Source organism: Sulfitobacter sp. OXR-159 (assembly GCF_034377145.1).
Taxonomy (GTDB): Bacteria; Pseudomonadota; Alphaproteobacteria; order Rhodobacterales; family Rhodobacteraceae; genus Sulfitobacter.
In genome coordinates, this window is the sequence record NZ_CP139707.1 from 746,406 (window position 1) to 762,102 (window position 15,697).

The window sequence follows — 15,697 nt, forward strand, 5'->3', positions numbered from 1 at the left end:
ACCCCTCCCAAGGCATTGGTTGCGATTTGGGGTTGAGTATTGCTGCCGCGACGTGACTTTGAAAAGAGGGCAGAAGCGAAAAGGAGGGCAGATGCAAGACGCAGCGGTGAAATCAGGCTTGGCGGCGCTTTGCGCCGTGAGCGGTATGGCGGCTTTGGGGCTTACGGATAACTTCGTTCCCTTCATAACCGAGCGCGGCTCGCTCTGGCAGTTTCATTTTGTGCGCGGTGTTATGGCGGTGGCCATTCTGATGGTGCTGGCGGCCCTTGGTTTCGGCATCCTGCGGCCAAGGCGGTTCTGGGCCGTGGCGGGGCGTAGCCTATTTCAGGCCGGGGCCATGTTGATCTATTTCGGCTGTCTGGCCTTTTTGCCCATCGGCGTGGTGGTGGCCGGGCTTTTCACCTCGCCGCTCTTCGTGCTGATGATCTCGGCCCTGTTTCAAGGCAAGCGCGTCGGGCCATGGCGGTGGGGGGCCGTGGCGGTGGGCTTTGCCGGGGCGTTGATGGTGATCCGCCCCGACCCGAGCGATCTTGACCCCGTGGCCTTTCTGCCGCTCTTGGCCGGGGCGCTCTATGCGATCGGGGCCGTGGCGACGCGGGCATGGTGCGAGGGGGAGAGCACGATGGTCATGACCGCAGGCTTTTTCGGCATGTTGGCGGTCATGGGCGGCATCGGTGTCATGGTTTTGCCGGGTGCGGAGGTGGCAGGGCCCGAAGGTTTCGTCAGCCGCACATGGGGGCCGCTGGATGGCGCGATGTGGTTCTGGATCGCGGTGCAGGCGGTAGGCTCGCTCATCGGCATCGGGTTTCTGGTGCGCGGCTACCAATTGGGCGAGGCCGGTCATGTGGCGATTTTTGAGTATTCCCTGCTGATTTTCGCCAGCTTCTGGGCCTATGTCCTATGGGACCAGCAGGTGCCGCCCATGGGCTTTGCGGGCATGGCGTTGATTGCACTGGCGGGGGCGGTCATCGCGCTGCGCAGTGATGAGCCATCTACCTTGCGCGCGCCGGAGGCGGTGGAGTGATCATCAGCCGGGGCCGTCGCTATGTCTTTGTGCATATCCCCAAAACGGGGGGCACCTCGCTCGCGCTGGCTTTGGAAGGGCGGGCGATGAAGGACGACCTGATGCTGGGTGACACGCCGAAGGCGCTGAAACGGCGGCGGCGGTTGCAAGGCGTGCAGGCGGCGGGGCGGCTCTGGAAACACTCAACGCTGGCGGATGTCGACGGGCTGCTGCGGCCTGAGGAGTTGGACGGGTTGTTTTGCTTCACGCTGGTGCGCAACCCGTGGGACCGGGTGGCGAGCTATTATCGCTGGCTGCGCAGGCAGGGGTTCGACCATCCGGCGGTGGGTCTGGCGAAGCAGTCGGATTTCGCGGGGTTTTTGCGGCATCCGCAGACGCGGGCCAGCCTGCGCGCTTGGCCCGCGCGGCGGTATATGGCGGATGCGGCGGGGCGGGAACACTGTAATCTCTATATCCGGTTGGAGTATTTCCCAGCGGATGCGCAGCCGTTGTTCGAGCATCTGGGTTTTGAATTGGAATTGCCGCGAGTGAATGCCTCAGCAGGGGCTGCGGCCTATACGCCTGAGTTGCGCGATATTGTGGCGGAGGTTTGCGCCGAGGATATCGCGCGATTTGGTTACGCTGACGACGGCCCCTAGGCCCGGAATCAAGCCGCAGGCGCCGGGCCATCGCCTGCCCGCCCCCCGGTTAGGCGATTTGGCGAGGCTGGGCGGTACTTTACGGGCACACATCACTGCTGCGCCATAAAGTGGCACGAGGCCACCTTGGATCGCCGACCCGCAGGCAGGCGATGGCCCTCATACCTCTACGAAAAAGGGGCGCCGAAGCGCCCCGATCTCTTATGCTGCCTTGCTGGCGTCCGGGTTGAACCGACCGTAAAAACTCTGGTTCTTCTGGGCCATCTCGCGCAGCAACTCGGGGCAAGTAAACCGCTCACCGAACTTCTCGGTCAACTGATCACAACGCTCCGCCGCATAGGGCGCGCCGATCATGTCGAGCCAGCTTAGCGGACCGCCGGACCAAGGCGCAAAGCCCCAGCCAAGGATCGCACCGACGTCACCCTCACGGATGTCCATCAACACGCCTTCCTCCAGTGCGCGCACGGCTTCCAGCGTCTGCGAGAACAGCAGACGGTGCTGCACTTCGATCAGATCGGGCTGTTCCTCGGCCACGGGGTATTTGTCGCCCATGCCCTGCCACAGACCAATCCGCTTGCCCTTGGCGTCATAGCTGTAGAAACCGGCGTTCGCTTTGCGGCCCAGACGGCCCTCTTTCTCCATCCAGAACACCAGCGGGTCGATATCGTCGTTGGGGTACTCATCACCCATCGCCGCCTTGGTGGCACGGGCAATCTTGGCGCCCAGATCGATCGAGGTCTCATCCATCAACTGCAATGGCCCAAGCGGCATGCCGACGAGCTTGGCCGCATTCTCGATCAGCGCAGGCTCAACACCCTCCTGCACCATGCGCACACCTTCGTTGATGTAGGGAATGATGCAGCGGTTGGCATAGAAGAAGCGCGCGTCATTGACCACGATCGGCGTCTTGCGGATCTGGCGCACATAGTCGAGCGCCTTGGCCACGGCCCGGTCGCCGGTTTCCTTCCCCTTGATGATCTCCACCAGCAACATCTTCTCGACCGGAGAGAAGAAGTGGATGCCGATGAACTGCTCCTGACGGCTCGACGCCTTCGCCAGATCGGTGATCGGCAGGGTCGAGGTGTTGGAGGCAAAGATGCAATCCTCGGGGATCACGGCTTCGACTTTCTGGGTCATCTCGCCCTTGACCTTGGGGTCTTCAAACACCGCTTCGATGATCAGGTCGCAGCCCTTGAGCGCATCCAGATCGGTGGTCGCGGTGATCAAGTCGAGCGCTTTGGCCTTCTTCTCTTCGGTCGATTTCTTCCGGGCGATGCCCTTGTCGAAATAGCTCGCGGAATAGGCCTTGCCCTTGTCGGCGGCTTCTTGGGTTTGGTCGATCAGCACGACCTCGATGCCCGCCTGAACCGACACCAGCGTAATGCCCGCGCCCATCATGCCCGCACCCAGCACGCCCAGTTTCTTCACGCGCTGGTCCGGCACGCCTTCGGGGCGCACGGCACCTTTCTCCAGCGCTTCTTTGTTAAGGAAGAGCGAGCGGATCATATTGCCCGAGGAGGGGTTCATCAGCACATTGGTGAACCAGCGCGCTTCGATTTTCAGAGCCGTGTCGAAAGGCACCAGCGCGCCTTCGTAGACCGCCGACAAAAGCGCCTTGGCCGCCGGGTAAACGCCCTGTGTCTTGCCGTTGACCATCGCACTGGCGCCGACGAACGTCATGAAACCCGCCGGATGATAAGGCGCGCCGCCGGGCATTTTATAACCCTTGGCATCCCATGGCTTCACCATATCGGCGTCCTTGGCATTCAGCACCCAGTCGCGTGCCGCGGCCATCGGGTCTTCGCTGACCTCATCAATAATGCCGGCCTTCTGGGCAGCAGCAGGGGCGACCATTTTGCCTTCCAAGAGGAAGGGCGAGGCCGCCATCGCGCCGAGCTTGCGCACCATCCGCGTGGTGCCACCGGCCCCGGGGAAGATGCCCACAAGGATTTCCGGCAGGCCAATCCGCGCCTTCGGGTTATCCGCCGCAAAGGTGCGATGCGTGGCCAGCGGCAGTTCCAGCCCGATGCCCGCGGCGGTGCCGGGGATCACGCAGGCCACGGGCTTGCCGCCCTTGTTGGTCTTGGGGTCCATGCCCGCGCGCTCGATCTTGCGCAGCAGAGCGTGCATCTGCATCGTGCCCTCGAAAAGCCCCTTGGCCGGATCGTCGCCCGCGTCTTCCTTCATCTTGGCCAGCAGGTTCAGGTCCATCCCCCCGGCGAAAGACCCTTCCTTGCCCGAGGTGATGACGATGCCCTTCACGGCGTCATCGGCCAGCGCGTCGTCGATATGCTTCTCCAGATCGCGCAACCCGTCAAAGGACATCACGTTCATGCTTTTGTCCGGCACGTCCCATGTGATCGTGGCGATGCCGTCGGCGTCTTTATTCAATGTAAAATCGGTCATTCTCTTGCTCCCTTACGCGGCTTACACGCGCTCGATGATGGTGGCGGCACCCATGCCGGAGGCGATGCAGAGCGTGGCGAGCCCCACTTCCTTGTCAGCGCGCTCCATCTCATCGAGCAGAATGCCGATGATCATGGCACCGGTGGCGCCCAGAGGGTGGCCCATGGCGATGCCGCCGCCATTCACGTTCACTTTGCTGTCGTCCACATCAAAGGCCTGCATGAAGCGCAGGACCACGGCGGCAAAAGCCTCGTTGACCTCAAACAGATCGATGTCGCCGATGGTCATGCCGTTGTCCTTGAGGATCTTCTCGGTCACCGGCACGGGGCCGGTCAGCATGATGGTGGGATCGGTGCCGATCTTGGCGGTGGCGCGGATGCGGGCGCGGGGCTTCAGCCCGTGCTGCTCGCCGAACTCTTTGTTGCCGATCAAAACAGCCGCAGCACCGTCGACGATGCCCGACGAGTTGCCCGCGTGGTGGATGTGGTTGATCCGCTCCAGATGCGGGTATTTCATCAGCGCGACCTTGTCGAAGCCGGGCATGACCTCACCCATCTGCTGGAACGCCGGGTTCAGGCCGCCAAGCGACTGCATGTCGGTCTGCGGGCGCATGTATTCGTCACGGTCAAGGATCGCGAGGCCGTTCTGATCACGTACGGTGATGACGGATTTGTCAAAGCGGCCCTCTTCCCAAGCCCGCGCCGCGCGCTGCTGGGACTGCATGGCCAACTGGTCGGCCTCGTCACGGGTGAAACCGAATTCGGTGGCAATGATATCGGCCGATATACCCTGCGGCACGAAGTATTTCTCCATCGCCAGCGTCGGGTCCACGGCAATCGCGGCACCGTCAGCGCCCATCGCGACACGGCCCATCATCTCGACACCGCCAGCGATATAACCATTGCCCGCGCCGCCTTTAACTTGGTTGGCAGCAAGGTTCACGGCTTCCATGCCGGAGGCACAGAAACGGTTGATGGCCAAACCGGGGATACGCTCGTCCAAATCGGACGCCAGCACCGCTGAGCGTGCCAGACAGCCGCCCTGTTCCATCACCTGCGTGACGTTGCCCCAGATCACGTCCTCAACGGCATGACCTTCAAGGTTGTTGCGCTCTTTCAGCGCGTTCAATGTCTGTGCCGACAACCGCAGCGAGGTGACTTCATGCAGCGCGCCGTCCTTGCGGCCCTTGCCGCGTGGGGTGCGGATCGCGTCGTAGATGTAAACGTCTTGGGTCATGTTCATGTCCTCCGAGGGTCAGGCGCGGTCAGCAGGGCTGCCGGGCATCAGGTCGTATGGGGCCTTCCAGCCCGGTGTTTCGCTCAAACGCGTGAGCCACGCGTCGATATGGGGCCAGTCGCTGCGGTCAAAGCCAAAAGGCTCGGGGTAATAAAGATACCCGCAGCAGCTAAGGTCCGCGTTGGTCAATTCGTCGCCCACGATCCAATCGCGGCCGTCGAGATGGTCGTTCAGCACGCCGTACGCCGCCTTGAGCCGCCCTTGGCTAAAGGCAATAACCTCGGCGGGGCGTTTGTCTTCGGGCAGGAAATTCATCAAGAAACGAGTCATCCCAGCAACACCACTCAGCTTGTGGTTATCCCATAGCACCCAACGCATTATTTCACGCCGTTCCGTCGCGTCGCCGCCGCCGAATTTGCCCGCCTTTTCCGCGACGTAATCCTGAATCACGCCCGATTGCGTGAGCCGGAGATCGCCGTCGATCATCACCGGGGCCTCACCCATGTTGTTGATCTGCGCGCGATAGTCGGGCTGCCGCGTCTGGCCGCCAAAAAAGTCGACCTTCACCGGCTCCCAGTCCAAGCCAGAGAGTTCCAAGGCAAGCGCGGCCTTATAAGCGTTGCCGGATTCGCCAAAGCAGTAAAGCTGGATGGTCATGTATCATTCCTCCTTAATCTGTCGTCGTTCGCGGCACGGTCGGACGGTATTTGGCAAAGGATGAAGAGGGGGTCTTGCGCCCTTATCTTCATCCTTTCTTAAATACCTCTGCGCGGCGGTCGGGGCTGGGCGCGTGGTCAGAGATTGCGCGCGATCAGTTCCTTCATGATCTCGTTGGTGCCGCCGTAGATGCGCTGCACCCGCGCGTCGGCCCACATTTCGCCGACCGCATATTCCTGCATGAAGCCGTAGCCACCGTGCAGTTGCAAGCAGACATCGAGCACTTCCCCCTGGGTGTCAGTGAGCCAATATTTCTGCATTGCGGCCTTATCGACGCTGAGTTCCCCGCGCAGGTGTTCGGTGATACATTCGTCGAGGAAAGCACGCGATACGGCAGTCTTGGTTTTCACTTCGGCCAGTTGAAAGCGGGTGTTCTGAAACTGTGTCAGCGGGCCGCCGAAGGCTTCGCGTTCTTTGCAGTATTGAATCGTGCGCGCCACGGCGCCTTCCATGGCGCCGACCGCACCGCAGCCGATGATCAGGCGCTCTTGCGGGAGTTGTTGCATCATCTGGTAGAAGCCTTGGCCTTCGTCTTGGCCGAGGATGTTTTCTGGTGGAATTTCGACATTGTCGAAGAACAGTTCCGAGGTGTCGGCGGCGTGCAGGCCGATCTTGTCGAGGTTGCGGCCGCGCTGGAAACCCTGCGCTCCGTCGGTTTCGACGACAACGAGGGAGACGCCCTTGGACCCTTCCTTGGGGTCGGTTTTGGCGGCGACGATGATCAGATTGGCGTGCTGGCCGTTGGTGATGAAGGTCTTTTGGCCCGAGAGCTTATAGGCGTTGCCGTCGCGAATTGCCTTGGTTTTGATCCGCTGCACGTCCGATCCGGTAGAGGGTTCGGTCATGGCCAGCGCGCCGACCAACTCGCCCGAGACCATCTTGGGCAGCCAGCGTTTCTTTTGATCTTCGGTGCCATAGGCGAGGATGTAATGCGCCACGATGCCGGAGTGGATGCCGTGGCCCCACGAGGCGAGGTTGGCGCGGGAGCCTTCGATCAGGATGGCGGCTTCGTGGCCGAAATCACCGCCGGCACCACCATATTCTTCGGGCACCGAGGGGCAGAGCAGGCCGAGTTCACCCGCCTGTGCCCAAGTCTCGCGGTCCATCTGGCCTTGCTTGCGCCATTTCTCGAACTTGGGCGCCCATTCGGCGTTGATGAACTGCGCCGTCATATCGGCGATCATCTGGTGTTCGTCGGTCATCCAGCTGGATGTTTTGCCTTGCGTCATCCGCCCCTCCCCAGGGTTCAGCGTTTGCGGCTTTCCAGTTCGGCGTTGAACAGGCGCAGCCGCGCGGTCAGGTTTTCTTCGTTCATGACCGAGTTGAAATTCTCGAACAGGAACGACAGCGCTTCCCCTTCATCAAGACCTGCATCCGTGCTGAACTTCTTGAGCCTGCGGTAGCCTTCTTCGGTCATGGCGACGGGGAAGCGGCGGGTCAGGCGGAAGCGTTTGGGCATGGTCTCTCCGGGTGTTGGGCAGGGTGGGGGACAGGCCCCCACCACCCGTTTTAGAAGTTTGCGGCCTCCAGCGCCATGACAGTATCCGCGCCCGATTGGATGCGGGTCAGGTGCAACGCCGTGGCGGGCAGCTGCCGTGCCATATAGTAGCGCCCTGTGGCCAGCTTCGTCTCATAGAACGTGGCGTCGCCGCTGCCGTTCTTCAATGCTTCTTTCGCCGCCAGACCCATCTTGGCCCACATCAGGCCAAGGCAGACATGGCCGAACATATGCATGAAGTCGTTGGATCCGGCTAGCGCGTGGTTGGGGTTCTTCATGCCGTTCTGCATGAAGTACATGCCCGCCGATTGCAGGTCTTTGCTGGCCGCCTTGAGTGGGTCGAGGAAGGCCGCGTCGAATTCGGCATCTTGGCCCGCGTTGTCCTTGATGAAGCCTTTGACCAGATCAAAGAACGCCATCACATGTTTGCCGCCGTCTTGGGCCAGTTTGCGGCCCACGAGGTCGAGCGCCTGGACGCCGTTGGCACCTTCGTAGATTTGGGCGATGCGGGCGTCGCGGGTGAACTGGGACATGCCCCATTCTTCGATATAGCCGTGGCCGCCGTAGACCTGCTGGGCCTTCACGGTCATGTCGTAGCCCTGGTCGGTCAGGAAGCCTTTGATGACGGGGGTCAGCAGCGAGACGAGGCCGTCGGCGTCTTTATCCTCGGCGCGGTGGGCGGCGTCGATCATCGTGGCGCCCCAAAGGATGAAGGCGCGGGCGGCTTCGACAAAGCTTTTTTGGTCCATCAGCGAGCGGCGGATGTCGGGGTGGACGATCAGCGGATCGGCGGGCTTTTCAGGGGCCACAGCACCTGTCACGGCGCGGCCCTGCAGGCGGTCGTTGGCGTAGATCACAGCGTTCTGATAGGCGACTTCGGCCTGTGCCAGACCCTGCATGCCGACGCCGACGCGGGCTTCGTTCATCATGGTGAACATGGCGCGCATGCCCTTGTGCTCGGTCCCCAGCAGATAGCCGGTGGCACCGTCGTAGTTCATCACGCAGGTGGAGTTGCCGTGGATGCCCATCTTCTCTTCGATGGAGCCGACGGAGACGCCGTTGCGCTCACCCAAAGAGCCATCTTCGTTCACCATGAACTTGGGCACGATGAAGAGCGACACGCCTTTGATGCCTTCGGGGCCGCCTTCGATCTTGGCGAGCACCAGATGGATGATGTTGTCGGCCATGTCGTGTTCACCCGACGAGATGAAGATTTTCTGGCCGGAGATTTTGTAGCTGCCGTCATCCTGTGGCGCGGCTTTGGTGCGCATCAGGCCCAGATCGGTGCCGCAATGCGGCTCGGTCAGGTTCATGGTGCCGGTCCATTCGCAAGAGACCATCTTGGGCAGATAGGTGTCTTTCTGCGCGTCGGTACCATGGGCGAGGATCGCCGAGGCCGCGCCGTGGGTCAGGCCCTGATACATGGTGAAGGCTTGGTTCGCGGCGGAGAACATTTCGCCCACGGCGGTGCCGAGGACATAGGGCATGTTTTGCCCGCCGTATTCTTCGGGCATATCAAGACCGGTCCAGCCGCCTTCTTTCACCTTTTCAAAGGCTTCTTTGAACCCTTTGGGCGTATAGACGACGCCGTTCTCCAAGCGGCAGCCTTCTTGGTCACCCACGGCGTTCAGCGGGGCGAGGACTTCGGAGGTCAGCTTGCCTGCTTCTTCAAGAATGGCGGAGGTGAAATCAGGCTCCAGCTCATCATAGCCGGGGGTCTTGCTTTCGGTCACTTTCAGCACGTCGTGCAGAACGAATTGCAGGTCTTTGGTGGGGGCTGTGTAACTGGGCATCTTTGCTCTCCGGGTCGTCTTTTTATGGATGTGGGTGCGGGCCTTGCCGCCGGGGTTATTCGGCTGCGTTTATTCAGCGGCGCGGCGGGGTTGGTTCATGGAGGAGATCATCTTTTCCCCCCATTTTAACTGGTCTTTAAGGTCTTCGATTGCTTCATTCAGCTCTTCGCGGCGCGATTCGAGGTCGGCCAGACGGGCGCGGGCGATTTCATAGGCTGCGGCGATTTGCGTCTGCTGCTGGTCGCCCATGTGATAGAGGTCGAGCAACTGACGGATCTCTTCGAGGCTGAAACCAAAGCGTTTGCCGCGCAGGATCAGCTTGAGCCGGGCACGGTCGCTTTTGGTAAAAAGGCGTTTTTGGCCCTCGCGCAACGGAAAGAGCAGCTCTTTCGCTTCGTAGAACCGCAGGGTCCGCGGGGTCACTTCAAAAGCGTCGCACATCTGGCGAATGGTCAGCGTGTCGGCGGTCATCTCTTCACTCTCCAATCGTCGTTTCGAGACTTCAGTTGGGGGCTGACCTTGCTGATACAACGGGAGTTGACGTTGACGTAAGCGATACGTTGCGTCACTTTATACGCGGGGGATTTCCTGTAGGTTGGGACAGGCGGGGCGCCCCCGCCCCCGATGGGCTTGGGCATCAAAGTGGGTAGGAGATGGCAAACCTCGATCAAAACGGGCCGAAAACGCTGGACGAACTGGTCCACTGCGCGCAGAACGCCACCTCCGCTGCGGGTATTTTGGCCTGTGGTCTAGGCTATTATCAAGGGCTTGGGATTGATCTGGTCAGCTATCACGGGGACAGCCCCGGCGCGCCTGCGATCCTCTATAAGTTCAACGGCAACGGCAACGGCGCGGAGGGGCCGCAGTGGCATTCGCAATTTCTGGATGTAGAGAAGCTGCGCGAAAGCCCTGTCGAAGCGCTGGCCCGACAACAGGTGATGCCGCTGTACTGGTCGGATGTGGCGGGCGCGGCGCGGCTGACCCCTGCGGAAAGCGTCTATATGAAGGGGTTCATGCGGCGCTACCCGAATGACGGCATCTCCCTCAAAGTGCATGGCCCGGGCGGGGATTCCGCCGTTGTGGGGCTGGGGTTTGCCGCCAAACAGGCGCGTCTGTCGCCGGGGGCCTTGTACAAACTTCTCAGCGCGGCCCAAATCGCGCATCTGCGCTATTGCGCCTTGGCCGAAAGCCAATCGGCACGCGATTTCGGCCTTTCTCCGCGCGAAGTTGAGGTGCTGGAGTGGATCGCCACCGGCAAGAGCAACAGCGTCATTGCCGAAATACTGGGGATTTCGCCTCATACGGTCGATACGATCGTGCGGCGGATCTTCTCCAAGCTTGATGTGAACGACCGCACCACCGCCGCCATCCGGGGCTTGGGCGCGGGGCTGCTGCGCCGTCCGAAGGAAGGCCCGCCCTAGGCGGTATGCTGACCCCGCGTCATTGTCGCGTGACTGCGTGACATGACCCTGCGTCGGACCGGCTGTAGGTGCGGGTCCTTCACCCAAAGAGGTTCGAAGCATGTCACAAAAACAAGAACAGACAGGGAATGGGGCTGGCAACGGTTCCGATGCGCAGACGCGCCTACGCGTGGTCGCGGATTTGAAAGCCGCTTCCGAAACCATCGAGAACAGCGCATTCGATCTGGCGGGCGATGCGAGCCCCGATGTGGTTTCAGACCTCATCCGCATCACCGCGGATTTGCAGATGCTGATCGCGCAGTTGTCGCAGCCCGGCAGCCGCTGAGGCTGCAGGTCAGCCCTCTTTCGAAGCGATTGCCGCGGCGGTGTCGTCGCGCAGCTTTTGCAGTTCCGCCATGGCTTCGTCCAACTGGCGGCGCTGCTCGGCCAGTTCTTCTAGCTGACCATCTGCCATGGTGACCCACGTGCGCATCTGCGCCTCGGTCCCCTCTTTTTCATAGATCAACAGCCACTGCCGGATGTCTTCCAGCGCAAAGCCGAACTTGCGGCCGCGCAGGATCAGCTTCATCCGGGCGCGTTCGCGCGGGCCATAGAACCGAGAGCGCCCCTCGCGTTGCGGTTGCAGCAATTCGATATACTCGTAATAGCGCAACGTCCGTGGCGTCACGTCAAATGCCGCGCACATCTCTTTGAATGTCAGGCGTTCATCGTCCAAAGCATCTACTCCCTTCAGGCAAACTATGGTCACGCGCGGGGATGCGCAACAGGTGGTCTTGCCCTTTCGCCATCCCCCCATGATAAAGGTCAAAACCAGACGCAAAGGGGTGGGCTGCATGTCAGACAAGTTGAAAATGGCGCGACAGTTCATTCAGGCGCTGCCCCATTCCATGGCGCTCGGGATGGAGTTGCAGGAGTTGGGCGATGGCTCTGCCGTGATCACCATGCCCTATGATGACAAACTGGTGGGCGACCCCAAAACCGGGGTGATCAGCGGCGGGGCGGTCTCGGCCCTGATGGATACTTGCTGTGGCGCGGCGGTGATGAGCCACCCCAGCAATCCCTCGGCCACCGCCACCATGGATCTGCGGATCGAATACCTGCGCGCCGCCACGCCGGGCCAGACGATCACCACCCGCGCGACCTGCTATCACGTGACCCGCTCGGTCGCCTTTGTGCGCGCCACGGCGACGGATGAGGATGCCGAGAACCTTGTCGCCACTGCCACCGGAACCTTCACCGTGGAGGGCCACAAATGACCAAACATCGCAAGCCAGAGCCGGTTCAGGTGATCAAGCAACGCCGCGACGGGGTGCTGCGCGCCATGGTCGAAGGTGTGCCCTATATCCGCTTTCTGGGCATCGAGTTTGAGCGCCGTGGGGATGAGCTGACAGGCATCATGCCCTTTTCCGAACAGTTGATCGGCAACCCGATCCTGCCTGCGTTGCATGGCGGGGCAACGGCGGCCTTCTTGGAGGTGACCGCGATCATCACCCTAAGCTGGGGGCTGATCTGGGAGGACATGGAAAGCGGCGCGCTTGATCTGGACAATCTGGATGCCGATCATTTGCCCCGGCTGCCCAAAACGATCGATTTCACCGTGGATTACCTGCGCTCCGGTCTGCCGCGCGATGCCTATGCACGGGCGCGGATCAACCGGTCGGGGCGGCGCTATGCCTCTGTTCATGTTGAGGCGTGGCAGGACAACCGCAGCCGCATTTTCGCTCAGGCCACGGGCCATTTCCTGATGCCGCAGCGGCGTGGCTGACCTTAAAGCCGAAGCCGAGCCGCTCAGCGAGGCAGAGGTGCGCGCGGTTAAGCGTGGCACGCTGGTGGCGCGCGATGTGGTGACCCATCGCCGCGTGCTTAAGATCGCCGTTCCCATTGTCATTTCCAACGCCACCGTGCCGATCCTCGGCGCGGTCGATACCGGCGTGGTCGGGCAGATGGGGGCCGCGGCACCCATCGGCGCGGTGGGGCTGGGGGCGATCATCCTGTCGGCGCTTTACTGGATTTTTGGCTTTCTGCGGATGGGCACCGTTGGCCTGGCCGCGCAGGCGGCGGGCAATGGCGAAGAGGGCGAGGTCGCGGCGCTGCTGACACGCGGGCTGCTGATCGGCGCGGGCGCCGGACTGGCGCTGATGGCGCTGCAACTGCCGCTCTTTTGGGCGTCGTTTCAACTCGCCCCCGGATCACCGGAGGTGGAGGGGCTGGCGCGGCAATATATGGCGATCCGCATCTGGTCCGCGCCTGCTGCCATCTCGATCTATGCGATCACCGGCTGGCTCATCGCGCAGGAGCGCAGCCGTGCGGTGCTGGTACTGCAGGTCTGGATGAACGGGCTGAACATTCTGCTGGACCTGTGGTTCGTGCTGGGCCTTGGCTGGGGTGTCGAGGGCGTGGCGATTGCCACCTTCCTCGCGGAATGGAGCGGGGCGGCCTTGGGGCTGTGGTTCTGCCGTGCCGCCTTTGCGCAACCTGCCTGGCGCGATTGGGTGCAGGTCTTTGACGGACCGCGCTGGACGCGCATGATGCGGGTGAATACCGACATCCTGATCCGCTCACTGCTGTTGCAGGCGATCTTTGTCTCCTTCCTCTTCATGGGGTCGGGCTTGGGGGATGTGACGCTGGCGGCCAATCAGGTGCTGCTGCAATTCCTGATGATCACCTCCTACGGGCTGGACGGTTTCGCCTTTGCCGCCGAGGCGATCATTGGCCGGGCCTGCGGCGCGGGGCAGCGTGATGTCCTGCGGCGCGGGGCGGTGCTGACCTCCGCTTGGGCGCTGCTGGTCAGCTTGGCGCTGGCGCTGGTCTTTGCCGTTTCGGGTGGGGGGATCATTGATCTGATGGCCAAGGCGCCACAGGTGCAAGACCTTGCGCGGGTCTATTTGCCCTATATGGTTGCGGCCCCGATCTTGGGCTGCGCGGCCTATATGCTGGATGGAATTTTTATCGGGGCCACCCGGTCGCGCGATATGCGCAATATGATGCTGGTGTCGTTCCTGTTCTATGTCGCCGTGGCGCTGCTGCTGGTGCCAAGTATGGGCAATCACGGGCTGTGGATTTCGCTCTTGGTGTCCTTCGTGGTGCGGGGCATCACACTCGGGCTGCGCTATCCGGCACTGGAACGCGCGGCGGGCTAGAGCAGCCTTTGCACCGCTTCCGGCGGTCGCCCGATCACGGCGCCGCTTTGGCCAAAGGCGATGGGGCGTTCGATCAGGATTGGATGGGCGGCCATGGCGTCGATCAGCGTCTCTTCGGGGCTGTCCTTGGTCAGACCCATCTCTTTGAACACCTTCTCGCCAGTCCGCATCATCTCAATCGCGCGGAGGCCAAGAGCGTCGCGGGCGGCGATGATCTCATCCCGCGTCGGGGCGTCTTCGAGGTAATGCCGGAGGCTCACGTCCACGCCCGCCTCTTCGATCAAGGCCAGCGCCTGCCGCGATTTCGAACAGCGCGGATTGTGCCACAGGGTGATCAAAGCCAATCCTCGCGTTTGCTGCCCACGGCCTCGGCCACGGTGGCGAAACCATCGCGCGCCAAAAGCGCATCAAGCTCCGTGGTGATCTCGCGCACCAGTCCAAGACCGCCAAAGACTAGCGCGGTGTAGAGTTGCAACGCCGAGGCACCGGCGCAGATCTTGGCATAGGCGGTCTGCGCATCCGACACCCCGCCAACGCCGATCAACGGAATATCCGTTAGCCCCGCCAGCCGCGCCAAGACGCGAGTCGACCGCTCAAACAGCGGCGCACCTGAGAGGCCGCCCGCCTCAGCCGCATGGGCGCTGGCAAGACCCGTCCGGTCGAGCGTGGTATTGGTCGCAATGATGGCAGCGACGCCTGAATTTTGAGCAACCTCGGCCATATCCTCAATCTCGGCTTCGCTGAGATCGGGGGCGATTTTCAGGAAAACGGGCGTGGCACCGCGCACGTCCATCACCCCTTCGAGCAGGGCGGAAAGCGCCGCCTTGCCCTGAAGATCGCGCAGCTTCTCGGTGTTGGGGGAGGAAACGTTGACCGTCGCGAAATCGACGTGATTGCGCGCGGCGGTCATCACCCGGGCAAAGTCGGCAGCGCGGTCTGGGCTGGTCTTGTTCGCACCAAGGTTCAGCCCCACCGGCACACCGGCGCCGCGGCGCGAAAGCCGGGCGCAGATCGCCTCCATCCCCTCGTTGTTAAAGCCGAAGCGGTTGATCGCGGCGCGGTCTTCGGTCAGGCGAAACAGACGCGGGCGCGGGTTGCCGGGCTGGGGCAGGGGCGTGGCGGCGCCCACTTCGATAAAGCCGAAACCGGCGCGGGAAAGCGGGGCGACCGCGGTCGCGTTCTTGTCAAAACCCGCGGCCAGCCCGACGGGGTTCGGCAGATCCAGCCCAGCAACCGTTGTGTGTAAGCGTGCAGAGGTCTGCGGCCCGGGGGCCGGGGCCAAACCCGCCCGCAAAGCCCGGATCGCCAGCCCATGCGCCGCTTCGGGGTCAATCCGGTGCAGCGCGTTAAGGCCCATTTTTTCGATCACCGGCATCATGCGCTTGCTGCGCCCAGACCGGCGGGGAATTCATGAGCGCCATCCACCAAGGGCAGGGGCTGTGCCCAGACCACGTCTTCGATCTTGAGCGGGCGGTAGAGATGCGGGAAAAGCGCACCGCCCCGCGACGGCTCCCATTTCAGCGCATCGCCCAAGCTTTCGGCCTCAAGAGCGAGTAGGAACAGACCCTCTTCGCCTTTGAAATGCTTGGCGGCGGTTTCCTCGGCCTGTTCGGCGGTGGAGAAATGCACGTAGCCATCGGTGACATCAATCGGCGCCCCGTCAGAGACCCCGTTCTTGCGCAGCGCCGCCCATTCGTCGGCGCGGAATATCTTAAAAATCAGCATGACTTCTGATGCCCGCCGGGCGGGGCGGGGTCAAGACCCGCGGGTGACCATAGGGCAGGTGATATGACCTTTGACACAGACCAAACCCCGCGCCACGAT

At 62.2% G+C, this 15,697-nt stretch carries 18 protein-coding genes; 7 read left to right on the top strand and 11 right to left on the bottom strand.

Features of this window, described 5'->3' with window-relative positions; genetic code table 11:
- Nucleotides 1-91: 91 nt before the first annotated feature.
- Together T8A63_RS03685 and T8A63_RS03690 are read left to right on the top strand one after the other, a co-directional pair.
- On the top strand, nt 92-1,024 hold the full coding sequence (locus T8A63_RS03685) for a DMT family transporter (RefSeq protein WP_260010091.1): 933 nt from the start codon (nt 92-94) through the stop codon (nt 1,022-1,024).
- Nucleotides 1,021-1,662 (top strand): sulfotransferase family 2 domain-containing protein, encoded by a 642-nt coding sequence (locus T8A63_RS03690; RefSeq protein ID WP_322345010.1) that lies wholly within the window; start codon nt 1,021-1,023, stop codon nt 1,660-1,662. Before T8A63_RS03685 ends, T8A63_RS03690 begins: the two co-directional genes overlap by 4 nt.
- Before the next feature lie 201 nt (nt 1,663-1,863).
- Here T8A63_RS03690 and T8A63_RS03695 read toward each other — a convergent pair whose 3' ends face one another.
- From T8A63_RS03695 to T8A63_RS03725, 7 genes are all read right to left on the bottom strand, one after another.
- The gene (locus tag T8A63_RS03695; protein WP_322345011.1) at nt 1,864-4,068 is read right to left on the bottom strand and encodes a 3-hydroxyacyl-CoA dehydrogenase NAD-binding domain-containing protein; all 2,205 of its coding nucleotides are present in this window, start codon (nt 4,066-4,068) and stop codon (nt 1,864-1,866) included.
- A 21-nt stretch (nt 4,069-4,089) separates the two neighbouring features.
- A complete protein-coding gene (locus T8A63_RS03700) occupies nt 4,090-5,304 on the bottom strand; it encodes an acetyl-CoA C-acetyltransferase (protein WP_067630090.1) in 1,215 nt (404 codons plus the stop codon).
- 18 nt (nt 5,305-5,322) lie between these two features.
- Nucleotides 5,323-5,961, bottom strand: coding sequence for a glutathione S-transferase family protein (locus tag T8A63_RS03705; RefSeq protein WP_067630093.1), 639 nt, complete (start codon nt 5,959-5,961; stop codon nt 5,323-5,325).
- 137 nt (nt 5,962-6,098) lie between these two features.
- Nucleotides 6,099-7,250, bottom strand: a complete 1,152-nt coding sequence (locus tag T8A63_RS03710; RefSeq protein ID WP_322345012.1) for an acyl-CoA dehydrogenase family protein — start codon at nt 7,248-7,250, stop codon at nt 6,099-6,101.
- Between the two features lie 17 nt (nt 7,251-7,267).
- Nucleotides 7,268-7,480, bottom strand: coding sequence for a hypothetical protein (locus tag T8A63_RS03715; protein ID WP_067630099.1), 213 nt, complete (start codon nt 7,478-7,480; stop codon nt 7,268-7,270).
- A 50-nt stretch (nt 7,481-7,530) separates the two neighbouring features.
- Complete coding sequence (locus T8A63_RS03720) at nt 7,531-9,312, bottom strand: acyl-CoA dehydrogenase C-terminal domain-containing protein (RefSeq protein WP_067630102.1); 1,782 nt, start codon at nt 9,310-9,312, stop codon at nt 7,531-7,533.
- Nucleotides 9,313-9,381: 69 nt separating this feature from the next.
- Nucleotides 9,382-9,783 carry a MerR family transcriptional regulator gene (locus T8A63_RS03725; RefSeq protein ID WP_067630105.1) on the bottom strand — a complete coding sequence of 134 codons (402 nt, stop codon included), beginning with the start codon at nt 9,781-9,783 and terminating at the stop codon, nt 9,382-9,384.
- 182 nt (nt 9,784-9,965) lie between these two features.
- On the opposite strand from T8A63_RS03725, the gene T8A63_RS03730 reads away from it, so the two are divergent.
- Nucleotides 9,966-10,733: a helix-turn-helix transcriptional regulator gene (locus T8A63_RS03730; RefSeq protein WP_322345013.1), complete on the top strand. Its 768-nt coding sequence runs from the start codon at nt 9,966-9,968 to the stop codon at nt 10,731-10,733.
- A 100-nt stretch (nt 10,734-10,833) separates the two neighbouring features.
- Nucleotides 10,834-11,058 (top strand): hypothetical protein, encoded by a 225-nt coding sequence (locus tag T8A63_RS03735; RefSeq protein ID WP_322345014.1) that lies wholly within the window; start codon nt 10,834-10,836, stop codon nt 11,056-11,058.
- A gap of 9 nt (nt 11,059-11,067) precedes the next feature.
- On the opposite strand, the gene T8A63_RS03740 is transcribed toward T8A63_RS03735, so the two are convergent.
- Nucleotides 11,068-11,448: a MerR family DNA-binding transcriptional regulator gene (locus T8A63_RS03740; protein ID WP_322345015.1), complete on the bottom strand. Its 381-nt coding sequence runs from the start codon at nt 11,446-11,448 to the stop codon at nt 11,068-11,070.
- Nucleotides 11,449-11,566: 118 nt separating this feature from the next.
- Here T8A63_RS03740 and T8A63_RS03745 point away from each other — a divergent pair, with 118 nt between their 5' ends.
- The 3 genes from T8A63_RS03745 to T8A63_RS03755 are packed head-to-tail and all read left to right on the top strand — an operon-like array spanning nt 11,567 to nt 13,873.
- Nucleotides 11,567-11,989, top strand: coding sequence for a PaaI family thioesterase (locus T8A63_RS03745; protein ID WP_322345016.1), 423 nt, complete (start codon nt 11,567-11,569; stop codon nt 11,987-11,989).
- Nucleotides 11,986-12,498 carry a PaaI family thioesterase gene (locus tag T8A63_RS03750; protein WP_067938682.1) on the top strand — a complete coding sequence of 171 codons (513 nt, stop codon included), beginning with the start codon at nt 11,986-11,988 and terminating at the stop codon, nt 12,496-12,498. Before T8A63_RS03745 ends, T8A63_RS03750 begins: the two co-directional genes overlap by 4 nt.
- A 37-nt stretch (nt 12,499-12,535) precedes the next feature.
- Nucleotides 12,536-13,873 carry an MATE family efflux transporter gene (locus T8A63_RS03755; RefSeq protein WP_322345661.1) on the top strand — a complete coding sequence of 446 codons (1,338 nt, stop codon included), beginning with the start codon at nt 12,536-12,538 and terminating at the stop codon, nt 13,871-13,873.
- Here T8A63_RS03755 and arsC read toward each other — a convergent pair.
- The 3 genes from arsC to T8A63_RS03770 are packed head-to-tail and all read right to left on the bottom strand — an operon-like array spanning nt 13,870 to nt 15,598.
- Nucleotides 13,870-14,211: an arsenate reductase (glutaredoxin) gene (gene arsC, locus T8A63_RS03760; RefSeq protein ID WP_322345017.1), complete on the bottom strand. Its 342-nt coding sequence runs from the start codon at nt 14,209-14,211 to the stop codon at nt 13,870-13,872. The two genes, T8A63_RS03755 and arsC, sit on opposite strands and share 4 nt — an antisense overlap.
- Nucleotides 14,208-15,248, bottom strand: a complete 1,041-nt coding sequence (locus T8A63_RS03765) for a quinone-dependent dihydroorotate dehydrogenase (RefSeq protein ID WP_322345018.1) — start codon at nt 15,246-15,248, stop codon at nt 14,208-14,210. The genes arsC and T8A63_RS03765 overlap by 4 nt, the downstream gene beginning before the upstream one ends.
- The gene (locus T8A63_RS03770; protein WP_067630142.1) at nt 15,248-15,598 is read right to left on the bottom strand and encodes a DUF952 domain-containing protein; all 351 of its coding nucleotides are present in this window, start codon (nt 15,596-15,598) and stop codon (nt 15,248-15,250) included. Before T8A63_RS03770 ends, T8A63_RS03765 begins: the two co-directional genes overlap by 1 nt.
- Nucleotides 15,599-15,697 lie beyond the last annotated feature (99 nt).